Origin of the sequence: Salipiger marinus (assembly GCF_035481585.1) — a bacterium.
Taxonomy (GTDB): Bacteria; Pseudomonadota; Alphaproteobacteria; order Rhodobacterales; family Rhodobacteraceae; genus Salipiger; species Salipiger marinus.
The window spans coordinates 193,876-208,617 of record NZ_JAYKSL010000003.1 but is presented as its reverse complement, the minus strand read 5'-3'; the positions used below and the strand labels follow the sequence as shown (position 1 = coordinate 208,617).

The 14,742-nt window shown below is 67.8% G+C and carries 13 protein-coding genes; 2 read left to right on the top strand and 11 right to left on the bottom strand.

The window, feature by feature from the left end:
• Positions 1-38: 38 nt before the first annotated feature.
• A complete protein-coding gene (locus tag VK682_RS05810) occupies positions 39-893 on the bottom strand; it encodes an ABC transporter ATP-binding protein (protein WP_324781555.1) in 855 nt (284 codons plus the stop codon).
• An 88-nt stretch (positions 894-981) separates the two neighbouring features.
• Positions 982-2,952 (bottom strand): AMP-binding protein, encoded by a 1,971-nt coding sequence (locus VK682_RS05805; protein WP_380714983.1) that lies wholly within the window; start codon positions 2,950-2,952, stop codon positions 982-984.
• Positions 2,953-3,271: 319 nt separating this feature from the next.
• Between VK682_RS05805 and VK682_RS05800 the strand changes: the two genes are divergently transcribed.
• The gene (locus tag VK682_RS05800; protein ID WP_230795931.1) at positions 3,272-5,170 is read left to right on the top strand and encodes a hybrid sensor histidine kinase/response regulator; all 1,899 of its coding nucleotides are present in this window, start codon (positions 3,272-3,274) and stop codon (positions 5,168-5,170) included.
• Complete coding sequence (locus VK682_RS05795; RefSeq protein ID WP_089843402.1) at positions 5,167-5,868, top strand: response regulator transcription factor; 702 nt, start codon at positions 5,167-5,169, stop codon at positions 5,866-5,868. Before VK682_RS05800 ends, VK682_RS05795 begins: the two co-directional genes overlap by 4 nt.
• A 4-nt stretch (positions 5,869-5,872) precedes the next feature.
• On the opposite strand, the gene VK682_RS05790 is transcribed toward VK682_RS05795, so the two are convergent.
• From VK682_RS05790 to VK682_RS05750, 9 genes are all read right to left on the bottom strand, one after another.
• The gene (locus VK682_RS05790; protein ID WP_230795933.1) at positions 5,873-6,334 is read right to left on the bottom strand and encodes a DUF2383 domain-containing protein; all 462 of its coding nucleotides are present in this window, start codon (positions 6,332-6,334) and stop codon (positions 5,873-5,875) included.
• Between the two features lie 71 nt (positions 6,335-6,405).
• A complete protein-coding gene (locus VK682_RS05785) occupies positions 6,406-7,617 on the bottom strand; it encodes a hydantoinase/carbamoylase family amidase (protein ID WP_230795935.1) in 1,212 nt (403 codons plus the stop codon).
• A gap of 1 nt (position 7,618) precedes the next feature.
• The gene (locus tag VK682_RS05780) at positions 7,619-8,065 is read right to left on the bottom strand and encodes an acyl-CoA thioesterase (protein ID WP_230795936.1); all 447 of its coding nucleotides are present in this window, start codon (positions 8,063-8,065) and stop codon (positions 7,619-7,621) included.
• The gene (locus VK682_RS05775) at positions 8,062-8,826 is read right to left on the bottom strand and encodes a TIGR02186 family protein (protein WP_089843414.1); all 765 of its coding nucleotides are present in this window, start codon (positions 8,824-8,826) and stop codon (positions 8,062-8,064) included. The genes VK682_RS05780 and VK682_RS05775 overlap by 4 nt, the downstream gene beginning before the upstream one ends.
• A complete protein-coding gene (locus VK682_RS05770; RefSeq protein WP_230795937.1) occupies positions 8,823-9,728 on the bottom strand; it encodes a sulfite exporter TauE/SafE family protein in 906 nt (301 codons plus the stop codon). Before VK682_RS05770 ends, VK682_RS05775 begins: the two co-directional genes overlap by 4 nt.
• A 204-nt stretch (positions 9,729-9,932) precedes the next feature.
• Positions 9,933-10,898 (bottom strand): ABC transporter permease, encoded by a 966-nt coding sequence (locus tag VK682_RS05765; RefSeq protein WP_230795938.1) that lies wholly within the window; start codon positions 10,896-10,898, stop codon positions 9,933-9,935.
• On the bottom strand, positions 10,898-11,992 hold the full coding sequence (locus VK682_RS05760) for an ABC transporter permease (protein ID WP_230795939.1): 1,095 nt from the start codon (positions 11,990-11,992) through the stop codon (positions 10,898-10,900). Before VK682_RS05760 ends, VK682_RS05765 begins: the two co-directional genes overlap by 1 nt.
• Positions 11,985-13,586 (bottom strand): ABC transporter ATP-binding protein, encoded by a 1,602-nt coding sequence (locus VK682_RS05755; protein ID WP_230795940.1) that lies wholly within the window; start codon positions 13,584-13,586, stop codon positions 11,985-11,987. The genes VK682_RS05760 and VK682_RS05755 overlap by 8 nt, the downstream gene beginning before the upstream one ends.
• A 106-nt stretch (positions 13,587-13,692) precedes the next feature.
• Positions 13,693-14,697, bottom strand: coding sequence for a BMP family lipoprotein (locus VK682_RS05750; protein WP_089843427.1), 1,005 nt, complete (start codon positions 14,695-14,697; stop codon positions 13,693-13,695).
• Positions 14,698-14,742 lie beyond the last annotated feature (45 nt).

Sequence of the window (14,742 nt, the reverse complement as noted above, 5' to 3'; positions counted from 1 at the left end):
GCAGGGGCCATGCACCGGAGGCGCCCCCCGGACCCGGGTCAATGCGCCACCCCCAGATAGGCGTCGATCACATCCTGATTGCGCCGCACCTCGTCGGGCGTGCCATCCCCGATCTTGCGCCCGTAATCCATCACCACCACCCGGTCGGACAGATCCATCACCACCCCCATGTCATGCTCGATCAGACAGATGGTGGTGCCGAATTCGTCGTTCACGTCGAGGATGAAGCGGCTCATGTCCTCCTTCTCCTCGACATTCATGCCCGCCATCGGCTCGTCGAGCAGCAGCAGCGACGGCTCGGCGGCCAGCGCGCGGGCCAGTTCCACCCGCTTTTTCAGCCCGTAAGGCAGCCGCCCCACCGGGGTCTTGCGGATCGCCTGAATCTCGAGGAAATCGATGACCTTTTCCACCACCTCGCGGTTGGCGATCTCCTCGTCGCGCGCCCGGCCCCACCACAGCGCCTGCGCCACAAGCCCCGCCTTCATATGGGTCAGCCGCCCGGTCATCACGTTGTCGAGCACGGTCATGCCCTCGAACAGGGCGATGTTCTGAAAGGTGCGCGCCACCCCCAGCCGCGCCACCTCATAGGGGCGCATCGGCGGTCGGGTCTCGCCCCTGTAAAGCAGCGCGCCCTCCGAGGGCGTGTAGAACCCCGAGATGATGTTGAGCATGGAGGATTTGCCCGCCCCGTTCGGCCCGATGATGGCGCGGATCTCGCCCTCGCGGATGTCAAAGGAGATGTCCTTGATCGCCACCACCCCGCCAAAGCGCAGGGTGATGTTGCGCAGCTCCATCAGCACCGGGCCGATCCTGCGGCCCTCCGCCGCGACATGTCCCTCATCCCTCACGGTTTCCTGCCCTTCCGTGCTGTCGCCTGTCCTGCCGCCATCCATCACGCCACCCCCGCCACCAGATCCGCCCTGACGGGACGGTGGGCGGGGCGATCTGCGCAGCAGGAGCGCCCGCCCGCCGTCACCGCACTCATGCCGCCACCTCCCGCATCCCGACCGGCCCCACCGCCGCGTCGCGGATGGTCAGATGCGCGCGGATGCGGCCCTTGCGCCCGTCCTCATAGGTCACCTCGGTTTCGGTGCGGATCTCCTCCGACCCGTCGTAAAGCGCCGCCAGCAGATCGGCATATTTCTCGGCGATCACCGCGCGGCGCACCTTGCGGGTGCGGGTCAGTTCGCCGTCATCGGCATCCAGCTCCTTGTGCAGCACCAGAAACCGGTGGATCTGGCAGCCCGACAGCATCGCATCCCCGGCCACGCTGCGATTGACCTCCTCCACATGGCTCTGGATCATGTCCAGCACCCGCGGATGCCCCGCCAGCTCCTGATAGGACGCATAGGCGATGGCGTTGCGCTCCGCCCAGTTGCCCACGGCGGTCAGGTCGATGTTGAGAAAGGCGGCGCAGCGGTCGCGGCCCGCGCCGAACACCACCGCCTCGAGGATGTTGGGATAGAATTTCAGCTTGTTCTCGACATATTTCGGCGCAAACAGCGCGCCATCCGCCATGCGGCCCACATCCTTGGCCCGGTCGATGATGCGCAGATGCCCCGTCGCCTCCTCGATGAAGCCCGCATCCCCGGTGGCCACCCAGCCTTCGGCATCCTTGGTCCCTGCCGTGCTGTCGGGATTCCGGTAATATTCCACAAACACCCCCGGCGAGCGGTAGAACACCTCGCCCGACTCGGCGATGCGGATCTCCACCCCGGGCGAGGGCACGCCCACCGTGTCGGGCCGCACCTCGTGATCGGGCTGCTGGGTGATGAAGACCGACGCCTCGGTCTGGCCGTAAAGCTGCTTCAGGTTGATGTCCAGCGCGCGGTAGAAATCGAAAATCTCCGGGCCGATCGCCTCGCCGGCGGTATAGCCGACGCGGACGCGGGAAAAGCCCAGCGCGTTTTTCAGCGGGCCATAGACGCAGGCCTCGCCCAGCGCGTAATGCAGCCGGTCCAGCAGCCCCACCGGCTTGCCGTCCAGCACGCGCGGCCCGACCCGGCGCGCCAGATCCATGAAATGCCGGAACATCCGCCGCTTCAGCGCGCCCGCATCCTCCATCCGGATCATGATCTGGGTCAGCTGGGTTTCGAACACCCTTGGCGGCGCAAAGTAATAGCTGGGCGCGATCTCGCGCAGGTCGGTCATCATCGTCTCGGGCGATTCCGGGCAGTTGACGCAGAACCCCGTCCAGTAGGCCTGCCCGATGGAAAAGATGAAATCCCCCACCCAGGCCATGGGCAGATAGGCCAGCACCTCCTCGCCCGCGTCCAGCCGGTCGAAGCTGGCGGAGTTTTTCGCCGTCTCGAGGATGTTGCGGTTGGACAGCACCACACCCTTGGGCTTCCCGGTGGTGCCGGAGGTATAAAGCATCACGCAGGTGTCGTCATAGCCCAGCGCCGCGCGCCGCGCCTGCAGTTCCGGCAGCCATGTCGCGCGTGCGGCGCGGCCCTGCGCCTGAACCTGCGCATAGGCGTGCAGGCGGCTGTGGTCATAGCTGCGCAGCCCGCGCGGATCGACATAGATCATATGCTCGAACTGGTGCAGGCCCTGCTGGATCTCGATGACCTTGTCGACCTGTTCCTGATCGGCGGCGATGACGAAGCGCGCGCCGCAATGGCCCAGCACATAGGCCATCTCCTCCGCCACCGCGTCCTGATAAAGCGGCACCGGCACCGCCCCCACCATCTGCGCCGCCACCATCGACCAGTAAAGCGCGGGCCGGTTGCGCCCGATCACCGCCACATGATCGCCCCGCGCCACACCCAGATCCAGCAGCCCCAGCGCGAAAGCCTCGACCTCCGCCTGCGTTTCGGCCCATGTCCAGCTCTGCCAGATGCCGTATTCCTTTTCCCGATAGGCGGGACGGTCTGCATGCCGCGTGGCGTTGCGCGCCAGCATGGCGGGAACGGAGCGCGGATCTTCCGCACCCCCGGACTGATGGGCCAAGTGGTCTCCTCCCTGTGCTCCCGGCTTGGGCCGGACGCCGCGGACCCTCCTCCTCAGGGCCCGTGGCGCGCCTCTTGCGAGTCATCCCTCATCAGGATCGAAATCAGCCTGCCGGTCAATCTTTTCGGCATGTTTGCCCAAACCTTGCGAATTGTAACAAGGACGCCGTCCGCCGGAGGTTCGGAAGAAGGGGGGCTCTGCCCCCGTCCGCCTGCGGCGGACTCCCCCGGAGTTTGCTGGGCAAGATGAAGCACGGGCCGTAAGGGCAGGCTTTGCGGGTGCGGTCTGCGGTGCTAGCCCTTGTGCAGGGGGAGGCGGGATGGACAAGGACGCGCTGACACAGGCCGGGCTGAACCTGATCCAGCAGGCGCTGTCGATCTATGACCGGGATCTGCGGCTGGCGGTCAGCAACCGCCGCTTCGCCGAGATGTTCGACCTGCCGCTGCGGCTGCGCCAGCCCGGCGCGCGGTTCGACGAGACGATCCGGCATCTGGTCGAGGCGGGAGAATATGGCGTGGTGGAGGATCCGGCGGCTTTCGTGCAGGCGCGGGTCGATCAGGCCCGCGCCTTTGCCCCGCATTACATGGAGCGCACCCGCGCCAATGGCCGGACCATCTCGGTGGAGGGCGCGCCGCTGCCGCAGGGCGGCTGGGTCACCGTCTATACCGACATCACCGCAGTGAAGGCGCAGGAGCTGCTGCTGCGCACCCGGTCCGAGCTGCTGTCGGGCGAGGTGCTGCGGCGGTCGGAGGCGCTGGCCGCCACCAACCGCGAACTCGCCGCCACCAATGCAGCGCTTGAGGAGGCGCGGCGCGAGCTGACCGAGATGGAGGCGCGCACCCGGCTCACCGCCGAGATGATGCCCGCCCATATCGCCCGGGTCGATGCGGCGGGACGCTACACCTATTCCAACCGGCGGCTGTCGCAGGTGATGCCGGGGCGGCCTTCGGACATCGTAGGGCTGCATATTTCGGAGGCGCTGGGGCCCGCCTATGCCCGCGTGCTGCCGCATCTGGAGCGGGCGCTGGCCGGAGAGCAGAACCTGTTCGAATTCACCGACGAAGGTTCCTCGCGCCGCATCCGTGCGGTGTTCACCCCCGATCCGCTGGAGCGCGGCGTCTATATCCTGTCGCTGGACGTGACCGAGGAGACGCAGGCGCGGGCGGCGCTGCAGCACGGGCGGCGGCGCGAGATGGCGGCGCAGCTGACCTCGGGGCTGGCACATGATTTCGCCAACCTGCTGACCATCATTCTGGGCATGATGTCGAAGCTGCAGCGGCTGGCGCCGGATCCCGAGGCGCAGCGGCTGGTGGCGGGCACGATACAGGCGGCGCGGCGCGGCGGCGTGCTGCTGGACCGGATCGCCAACATCACCTCGCCGCGGGCATGGCGGCCCGAGCCGGTGGACCTGCGCGCCTTCCTGCGCGATCTGGCGACGCTGGCCCGCCCCTCCCTGCCCGAGGGCATCACGCTGGAGGTGAGTGCCCCCAGATCTGGCGCCTATCTGCTGGATGCGGGGCTGGTGCAGGATGCGGCGCTGAACCTGATCCTGAACGCGCGCGATGCCTGCGGCGCGGCGGGCGGGCGCATCACCCTGACCCTGCGCGAGCTGCGCGACACATGGCTGGAACTGGTGGTGCGCGACACCGGCCCCGGCTTCACCCCGGAGGCGCTGGCGCGCGGGCTTGATCCGTTTTTCACCACCAAGGGCGGCGCCGGATCCGGGCTGGGTCTGGCCATGGTCTATGACATGGTGAAGCTGGCGGGCGGCACCATCAAGCTGGCCAATGACAGCCCCGGCGCGCGGGTCACGCTGCGCCTGCCGCTGCGCCGCGCCGTGCTGCCACCCCGCCCGCATCTGGTGCTGCTGGTGGAGGATGACGCCGATCTGCGCGCCGGGATCCGCGACATGCTGACCGGCATGGGTCAAGTGGTGGTGGAGGCAGCCTCGGTCGCCGAGGCGCTGGCGCTGGCCGAAGGGCTGGAGATCGATCTTGTGCTGTCGGACGTGCTGGTGGAGGGGGCGCAGCCCGGCAGCGACCTGCCCGGCCTGCTGCCGCATCTGCCGGTGCGGCTGATGACCTCGCTGCCTGACGGGGATCCGCGCCACATCCGCGCCGCCGCCTGCGCGCCGGTGCTGGCCAAGCCGTTCAGTCAGGGCCAGCTTGCCGGGTTCCTGTGGCCCGAAACGCAGCCCGCCCCGGAGACCCCGCCATGACCGCGCCGCTGGTGTTCATTCTGGATGACGAGGCGGCGATCCGCGCCATCCTGACCGAGGCGCTGACCGAGGCGGGCTTCCGCTGTCAGGGCTTCGCCCGCGCCACGGATTTCGAGGCGGCGCTGAAACGCGCGGGCCCCGATGTCTGTCTGGTGGATCTGGGCCTGCCGGACCGCGACGGGCTGAGCCTTGTGCACCGGCTGGCGCTGGAACAGGGGGCGGCGGTCATCATCATCTCGGGCCGGGCGCAGGTGCAGGACCGGGTGACCGGGCTGGAACTGGGCGCGGATGACTACATCATCAAGCCGTTTGATCCCGCCGAGGTGGTGGCCCGCATCCGCGCCCGGCTGCGCAGCCCCCGCACGCGGGACAGCCGGGGCAGCACCGCGCGCTTTGCCGGATGGACCGCGCATTTCGACCGTTACGTGCTGGAGGATGCAGGCGGCGCCGAGGTGCCGTTTTCCCATGCCGAAGGCGAGGTGCTGCGGCTGTTCCTCGAGGCGCCGAAACGGCTGCTGAGCCGGGCGCATATGCAGGAAAGCCTTGGCGGCGGGGCGGGCGAAAGTTTCGACCGGGCCATGGACGTGCGCATTTCGCGGCTGCGCACCAAGCTGCGCGAGGATCCCAAAAACCCGCGCCTGATCAAGACGATCTATGGCGCGGGCTACATCTTTCTGGGGGATGTGGACTGGTCCTGAGCGGTCAGTCGCGCGGACGGGCCGCCTCGGCCTCCACCTCGGCCAGCAGGCGGGTCAGTTCGCCCTGCATCTGCACCAGTTCGTCGCGGTAGCGCGACGGCTCCATCTGCGGGATGACGGCGGCGAATTCGTCCAGCAGCGCGGATTCCGACTCGCGGATGGCCGAAATCATGTCGGTGTCGATCTCGCCGAAGATGGCCCGCATGGACACGGCGGCGCGGCTGACCGCGCCCCGCACGCTGCCCGAAGGGTCGGGCTCGCCGCCCACGGCGGTCAGCAGCGCGGTCAGCCGGTCCACCTGCTCCACATGCAGGCCACGGAACTTTACCGCGACGGGGCGGAATTCGGGCTCTGCCCTGTCCTCCATTTCCTCGAACCACGCGCGGGCATCGGCGCTGCGCGACAGCAGGTGCTGCAGCCGCTCCAGCTGGTCGGGCGTGGCGGTGATGGCACGGGGGTCGGTCATGGCAGGCTCCTGCTTGTGCTACCCCAGAGCAACGCCGGGGAGGCGCGGGGGTTCCCGCCACAAGCGCTGGCTCAGCCCAGAGCGGCGACCGCCCGCGCCAGCGCGCGCAGCCCGCAGACCAGATCGGCCTCGGCGGTGTCTTCGGCAAAATCATGGCTGATCCCGCCGATGGAGGGCACGAACAGCATCGCCACCGGCATCAGCGCCGCCACATTGGTGGCGTCATGCAGCGCCCCCGAGGGCAGGTTCCGCCAGCGGCCCGGCGCCTCGGCCTCTGCCCCGGTTTCCAGCGCGGCGCGCAGGCGCGGATCCATGGGCACGGGCGGCAGATCGAGCAGCGGCGCCGTCTCCAGATCCAGCCCCAGTTCGGCGGCGACTTCGGTGGCGGTCTCGCGGGCGATGGCCTCCATCCGGTCCAGCCGGAACGACTCGCCGTCGCGCCACTGCAGGGTGAAGGTCACGCGGCCCGGCACCACCGCATGGGCATTGGGATGCAGGCTGACATGGCCGATGGTCCAGACCGTGGCCGGGGTGACGACGTTGCGGAACCGCTCGTTGATGCGGGAGGTGAACAGCGCCAGCCCCTGAAACGCGTCGCGGCGCAGGCGCATCGGCGTGGTGCCTGCATGGTTCTGCAGGCCGTGAAAGGTCAGCGTCAGATTGCGCAGGCCCACGATGGCCTCGACCACCGCCAGCTGCCCGCCCTCGCTGTCCAGCACCGGGCCCTGTTCGATATGCATTTCCAGAAAGCCGCTGAACCGCGCCGGATCGACAAAGCCGCCCACCCGGTCGCCCAGCCCCGCGCGCGCCTCTGCCATGGTCTGCCCGTCCGCGTCGCGCAGGGTGTCGGCCCGCTCCAGCGGCATGTGGCCCGACCAGACCGCGCTGCCGGTGGTGACGCCAAAGCGGCCCTCCTCGTCCTGAAACGACACGCAGGATACCGGCGGCCCGCCCGCCTCGCGCGCAGCGCGGGCGATCTCCAGCCCGGCCACCACCCCCAGCGCGCCATCCAGCCAGCCGCCTTCCAGCTGGCTGTCGGAATGCGAGCCCACCAGCAGCGACCGCCCCTCCGCCAACCCGAAGACCGAGCCCACCGGATCGACCTGCACCGCCAGCCCCGCCTCGGCCATGCGCCCGGCCAGCCAGTCGCGCGCGGCCAGATCCGCCGTGGAATAGGCGGGGCGGCAGACGCCCTTGCCGGTGCCGGTGGCGCCAAAGCCGCGCAGCGCGTGCAGATCGGCCAGAAAGCGGTCGGCATTAACGGGAAGGGGCAGGTCGGTCATCTCAGGATCCTTTTGCGGAAAGCTGCAGGCGGGCCAGCGCCGCCCGCGCGCTGTCGGGAATGGGAACGGGGCGGCCCGCCTCGTTCACCAGCACATGCACCAGAAACCCCTCGGACGAAGCCAGCGGCGCGTCGCCCCGGAAAAACCCCACCTCGAACCGGACAGAGCTGCGCCCCAGATGCCCCAGCCGCAGCCCCGCCTCCAGCCGGTCGGGGAAATGCGCCTCGGCATGGAAGGTGCAGCCATTCTCGGCCACCAGAAACCGCTGCCCGGAGGGATCGAGCGGGCCCATGCCATGCTCTAGCTGCCAGAGCGACACCACCGTATCGACATAGGACAGATACGTGACGTTGTTGATATGGCCATAGGCGTCCATGTCCTTCCACCGGGTCTGCAGCGGAAAGAACACGGCATAGTCCGCGCGCGGCGAGGGCGGGCGGCGGGTCATCCCGATCTCATGGCGCGGAAGGCCGCCGAAGCGCCCCAGCCCGCAAAGGCCGCGATGGCCAGCGACAGCAGCCCGTAAACCAGTGGCATGTTGCGTGACAGGTTGAACAGCCAGCGTTCCAGCCCGACCTTGCTGACCATCAGTTCCGAGGAATGTTCCGACACCACGACACCCCCCCGCGTCAGCAGCACCCGCGTCACATAGCGGCCTTCGGAAATATTGGCGGGCATGGTGATCGCCGCATCAAACAGCGTGCTGTCGCGCAGCTCCACCGAATTTTCCTCGACCCGGTACAGCCCCTCCGCCTCGCGGATGCGGATCAGCGCCTCGGTAAAGCTCTGGCTGTCCATGATCTCCATGGGGGCGCCCACCGACCGGATGGCGCGGGGGATCGACACCTCGTGGCGCAGATCCTCCACCGCCGAGATCACGTCGGACCATGGCGCCGAGGTGGCCACGGCGTAAAAGCCGGGGGCGCTGTCCACCTCCACCGCTTCGGAATTGACCCAGATGCCCATGCGTCGCGCCTTGCGCCAGACCGTCACCGGCTCCAGCGGGCCCTCGACGGTGACGATCACCTGCAGCGGCGGCTCGGGCAGGATCGGCACCTCGCGCTTGACCGCGCCAAAGATCAGCACCTCGGATCCGTCGAAATCGGCGGTGATGGCGACGGTGTTGCGGCTCAGCCCCATCACCACCTCCTCGGCCCGCAGCGGCAACGCGGCCAGCAGCAGCGCAAGGATCAGCGCCAGCCCCCTCATGGCGTCACCAGATCGTAGATTTCGGAGGGGGTCAGGAACAGATCCAGCGCCAGCTTGCCGCAGACCAGCAGCACGAGGCTTGCCAGCGCGATGCGCAGCTGTTCCGCCTTCAGCCGCATGCCCAGCACCGTGCCCAGCTGCGCGCCGATCACGCCCCCCACGATCAGCACCAGCGCCAGCAGGATGTCCACGGTGTAATTGGTGGTGGCATGCAGCAGCGTGGTGAAGGCGGTGACAAAGATGATCTGGAACAGCGAGGTGCCGATCACCACCTTGGTGGGCATGCCCAGCAGATAGATCATCGCGGGCACCATGATGAAGCCGCCGCCCACGCCCATGATCGCGGCCAGCACCCCCACCATCAGCCCCACCAGCACCGGCGGAATGGCCGAGATGTAAAGCCCCGAGGTGCGGAACCGCATCTTGAACGGCAGGCCCTGCCCCCAGCCATGATTGCGCCGCTTGGACGGCGCGCCCTTGCGCGCCCGGAACAGCGCGTTCAGGCTTTCGACGAACATCAGCGCGCCGATGATGCCCAGAAACACCACGTAACAGAGCTGCACCAGCAGATCGACCTGCCCCAGTTCCTTGAGCAGGTTGAAAATCCACACCCCCAGCGCCGAGCCGACCAGCCCCCCCGCCAGCAGCACCGACCCCATGCGCAGATCCACCGTGCGGCGTTTCAGATGCGCCAGCACCCCGGAAATCGAACTCGCGACGATCTGGTTGGCACCGGTGGCCACCGCCACCGCAGGCGGGATGCCCATGAAGAACAGCAGCGGCGTGATCAGAAACCCGCCGCCCACGCCGAACATGCCCGACAGCACGCCGACCAGACCGCCCAGCCCGAACAGCAGGAAGACATTGACCGAGACTTCAGCGATGGGAAGGTATATCTGCATGGCCCGACTTTGCGCATGCCCGCCGGATTTGGCAACCACAGCCGCCCATCGGGATGACCGATCGCCTTGGCTGATGCAACCCTGCCGCAGCGCCGCATCCGCCCCTTCTTCTTGGCGGAAATATCCCGGGGAGCGCGAGGGGCAGCGCCCCTCGCCGGCCGCGTGCCGCCGTTGCGGCGGAGGGGCAGCGCGGCCCCCGCCGCCTCAGCGTTCCTTCACATAGGGCTGGCCGCCCGCGCGCGGCGGGATGGCCTTGCCCACGAACCCCGCAAGGATCACCACGGTCAGGATATAGGGCAGCGCGTCCATAAGCTGCACCGGCAGCGGAATCCCCGCGATCTCGAGGTTCTGGTAGCGCAGCGCCACCGCCTGCAGCAGGCCGAACAGCAGACAGGCCCAGAGCGCGTGCCATGGCCGCCACTTGGCAAAGATCAGCGCCGCCAGCGCGATATAGCCGCGCCCCGCCGTCATCTCGCGCACGAAGCCCGCCTGCAGCCCGGTGGCAAGATAGGCCCCCGCCAGCCCGCAGAGCACGCCGCAGATCGCCACGGCGGCAAAGCGTATCCCCACCACCGACACGCCTGCGGTGTCCACCGCCTCGGGCGCCTCGCCCACGGCACGCAGCCGCAGGCCGAACCGGGTGCGGAACAGCACCCACCATGTCAGCGGCACCATCAGGAACCCGACATAGACAAGGATCGAATGCCCGGAAATCAGCTCGGAATAGATGGGGCCCAGCACCGGCACCGTGCTCAGGGTTTCGGCAAAGGGCAGCGTCAGGCTTTCGAACCGGCCCGCGCCCATCAGCGACGGCGTGCGCCCGCCTTCGGCAAACCAGTCCTGCGCCAGCAGCACCGTCAGCCCCGAGGCCAGAAAGTTGATCGCCACCCCGGAAATCAGCTGGTTGCCGCGAAAGGTGATCGAGGCCAGCCCATGGATCGCCGACAAAAGCAGCGAAGCGCCGATTCCCGCCAGCAGCCCCAGCCACACCGACCCGGTGACCGCCGCCACCGCCGCCGACAGGAAGGCGGCGGCGAGCATCTTGCCCTCCAGCCCGATGTCGAAAATGCCCGCACGTTCGGAAAACAGCCCGGCCAGACAGGCCAGCAGCAGCGGCATGGCCAGCCGCACGGTGGAATCCAGCACCTGAAGCAGGGTCACGAAGTCCATCACGAGGCCCTCCGCCGCAGCGCGATGAACATCCGTTCCAGCGGCACGCGCACCATGTTGTCAAGCGCCCCGGTGAACAGGATCACCAGCGCCTGAATGACGGTGATCAGCTCGCGCGGGATATTGGTCCACAGCGCCAGCTCTGCCCCGCCCTGATACAGGAACCCGAACAGCAGCGCCGCCAGCAGCACGCCCAAGGGATGCGACCGCCCCATCAGCGCCACGGCGATGCCGATGAAGCCTGCGCCTTCGGTGGCGTTCATCACCAGCCGCTCCGCCTCGCCCATGGTGGTGTTGAGCGCCATCATCCCCGCCAGCCCGCCGGAGATCAGCATGGTGATGACGGTGATGCGCACCGGAGAGATGCCCGCATAGCGCGCGGCACTTTCGGAAAAGCCCATGGCGCGGATTTCATAGCCGAGCCGGGTGCGCCAGATCAGCAGCCAGACCCCCAGACAGGCCAGCACCGCCAGAAAGAAGCTGACATTGGCGGGCGATCCGCGGAACAGCGGATTGTCCGCCGTGGCGAACATGTCGTGAAAGCTGGGCAGATGGGTGGCGGCGGGAAAGGGCGCCGTGGCCGGATCCATGGCGCCTGCGGGGCGCAGCAGGTTCACCAGCACATAGTTCAGCACCGCCGCCGCAATGAAGTTGAACATGATCGTCGTGATCACGATATGGCTGCCGCGCCGCGCCTGCAGCCATGCCGGGATCAGCGCCCAGCCCGCGCCGAAGAGCGCGGCGGCCCCGGTGGCCACCAGCAGGGCGATGGACCAGTGCGGAAACGGAATGAACAGGCAGACCAGCGCCACCCCCAGCCCGCCGATCATCGCCTGCCCCTCGCCGCCGATGTTGAACAGGCTGGCATGAAAGGCGATGGCGACACAGAGGCCGGTAAAGATGAAATTCGTCGCGTAATAGAGCGTATAGCCCCAGCCGGTGGAGCGCATCAGCGCGCCATCGACCATCAGCAGCAGCGCCTCGACCGGGCTTTCGCCGATGGCAAGGATCACCAGTGCCGACAGCAGCGCGGCCAGCAGGATCGAGATCAGCGGCACCAGCACCGCATCGGCCCATGCGGGCATCCTATCCATGATGTTCGGCCTCCCGCGCCGCTTTTGCCGCCATCTGCGCGTCCACCGCCTCGACCAGCGGCCCGTCCGGCATTTCGGTCATGCCCGCCATCAGCAGGCCCAGTTCGGTCTGGTTGGTGCGGGCGGGGTCGCGTTCGCCCATGATCTGCCCGTCGAAGATCACCGCGATGCGGTCCGACAGCGCAAAGATCTCGTCCAGTTCCACCGACACGAGCAGGATCGCCTTGCCCCGGTCGCGCAGGCGCACGATTTCCTTGTGAATGAATTCGATGGCGCCGATATCGACACCGCGCGTCGGCTGGCCGATCAGCAGCACCTCGGGGTCGCGTTCGATCTCGCGCGCCAGCACGATCTTCTGCTGGTTGCCGCCCGAGAAATTGCGCGCGGCCAGATCGGGATCGGGCGGGCGCACGTCATACCGCGCCATCTTGTCCGCCGCCTCTGCCCGGATCGCGGCATTGTCCATCAGCAGGCCGCGCTGGTAGCGCGGATCGCGGTGATAGCCGAAGACGGTGTTTTCCCACGCGGTATAGGGCATGATCAGCCCTTCGGTCTGGCGGTCCTCCGGCACATGGCCCAGCCCCGCCGCCCGCCGCGCCCCGGCATCCGATCCCGGCCCCGCCAGCGGCAGCGCCTGCCCGTTCAGCCGCACGGCACCCCTGGCCGCCGCATAGCCGCCCAGCACCTCCAGCAGTTCGGACTGGCCATTGCCCGCCACCCCGGCCAGCCCGAGGATCTCGCCCGCGCGCAGCTGCAGCGACACGCCTTTCAGCCGTTCGACCCCATGGGAATCGACATGGCGCAGGTTTTCCACCTCCAGCAGCACCGGACCCGGCGTGGCGGGGGCCTTGTCGACCCGCAGCAGCACCTTGCGCCCCACCATCAGCTCCGCCAGCTCTTCGGGGGAGGTGTCGGCGGTGCGCACCGTGGCGGTCATCTGGCCGCGCCGCATCACGCTGACGGTGTCGGTGATCTCCATGATCTCGCGCAGCTTGTGGGTGATGAGCAGGATCGTCTTGCCCTCGCGCCGCAGGTTGTCGAGGATGCGGAACAGATGGTCGGCCTCGGCGGGGGTCAGCACGCCGGTGGGTTCGTCAAGGATCAGGATATCCGCCTGCCGGTAAAGCGCCTTGAGGATCTCCACCCGCTGCTGATGCCCGACAGACAGGTTTTCCACCAGCTCGTCGGGATCGACCGACAGTTCGTATTCCTCGGCAAGGGATTTCAGCACCCCGCGCGCGCGGGCCAGCGAGGGGCGCAGCAGCGGCCCGTCCTCGGCGCCGAGGATGATGTTTTCCAGCACGGTGAAATTCTGCACCAGCTTGAAATGCTGGAACACCATGCCGATGCCCGCCGCGATCGCCGCCTGACTGTCGGTGATGTCGCGCCGGGTGCCGTTGACATGAATCTCGCCGGCATCGGCCTTGTAGAAGCCATAAAGGATCGACATCAGCGTGGATTTGCCCGCGCCATTCTCGCCGATGATGCCATGGATCGTGCCCGGCATCACCCGGATGGAAATGTCGCGGTTGGCCTGCACCGGGCCGAAAGCCTTGGAGATGCCTTTCAGCTCGATGGCGGGAATGTCACTCATGCGCGGCCTCGTGTGGCGGGCCCGCCGCGCCGGGCGCAGGCGGCCCGGCGGACAGACAAGAAAAACGGGCCGCAGGCGTCTGGCCGCGGCCCGTCACAGAGCGGGATCAGAAATTGATGACGGGGCAGCTGTCATCCGAGGAATAGTCATGCACGGCGATCTCGCCCGCGATGATCTTTTCCCGCGCCGCATCGACGGCGGATTTCATCTCGGCGGAGACCAGATCGGCATTGTGTTCGTCCAGCGCGTAGCCCACGCCGTTTTCGGCCAGACCCAGCACCATCACGCCGGTTTCCAGCGCCTCGCCCTTGGTCATCGCCTCGGCCACGGCCACATCCACACGCTTGAGCATGGAGGTCAGCACCTTGCCCGGATGCAGGTAGTTCTGGTTGCTGTCCACGCCCACCGACAGGATGCCCTCGTCGGCGGCGGTCTGCAGCACGCCGATGCCGGTGCCACCGGCGGCGGCATAGACCACGTCGGCGCCCTGCGAAATCTGCGCCTTGGTCAGTTCCGACCCCTTCACCGGGTCGTTCCACGCGGCGGGGGTGGTGCCGGTCATGTTGGAAATCACCGTGGCCTCGGGCTTCACCGCCAGCACGCCCTGCGCATAGCCGCAGGCGAATTTGCGGATCAGCGGCGTGTCCATGCCGCCGATGAAGCCGACAGTGTCCGATTCAGATGCCATGGCGGCCATCATGCCGACCAGATACGAGCCTTCATGTTCCGAGAACAGGATCGACAGCACGTTGGGATGGGTTTCGGGATCGACGAAGCCGTCGATGGTCACGAATTTGGTATCGGGATAGTCGGGCGCCACTTCGGCGATGGGGGCGGACATTGAAAAGCCGGTGGTGATCACCGGGTTGAAGCCGCTTTCGGCAAAGCGCCGCAGCGCCTGTTCGCGCTGTGCTTCGGACTGCAGGTCGATGTCGCGGTAGCTGCCGCCGGTTTCCTTCACGAACATCTCGGCGCCGTTATAGGCGGCTTCGTTGAAGGATTTGTCGAATTTCCCGCCCAGATCGTAGATCAGCGCCGGATCGGCAAGCGCCGCGCCCGATGTCAGCGCCAGCGTGGCCGCGGTGCCGAGGATGGTTTTTGCGAAGGTCATGTCTTGCTCCCGGGTGTGGACTGGCGGTGGCGTTTTCCCGCCCCG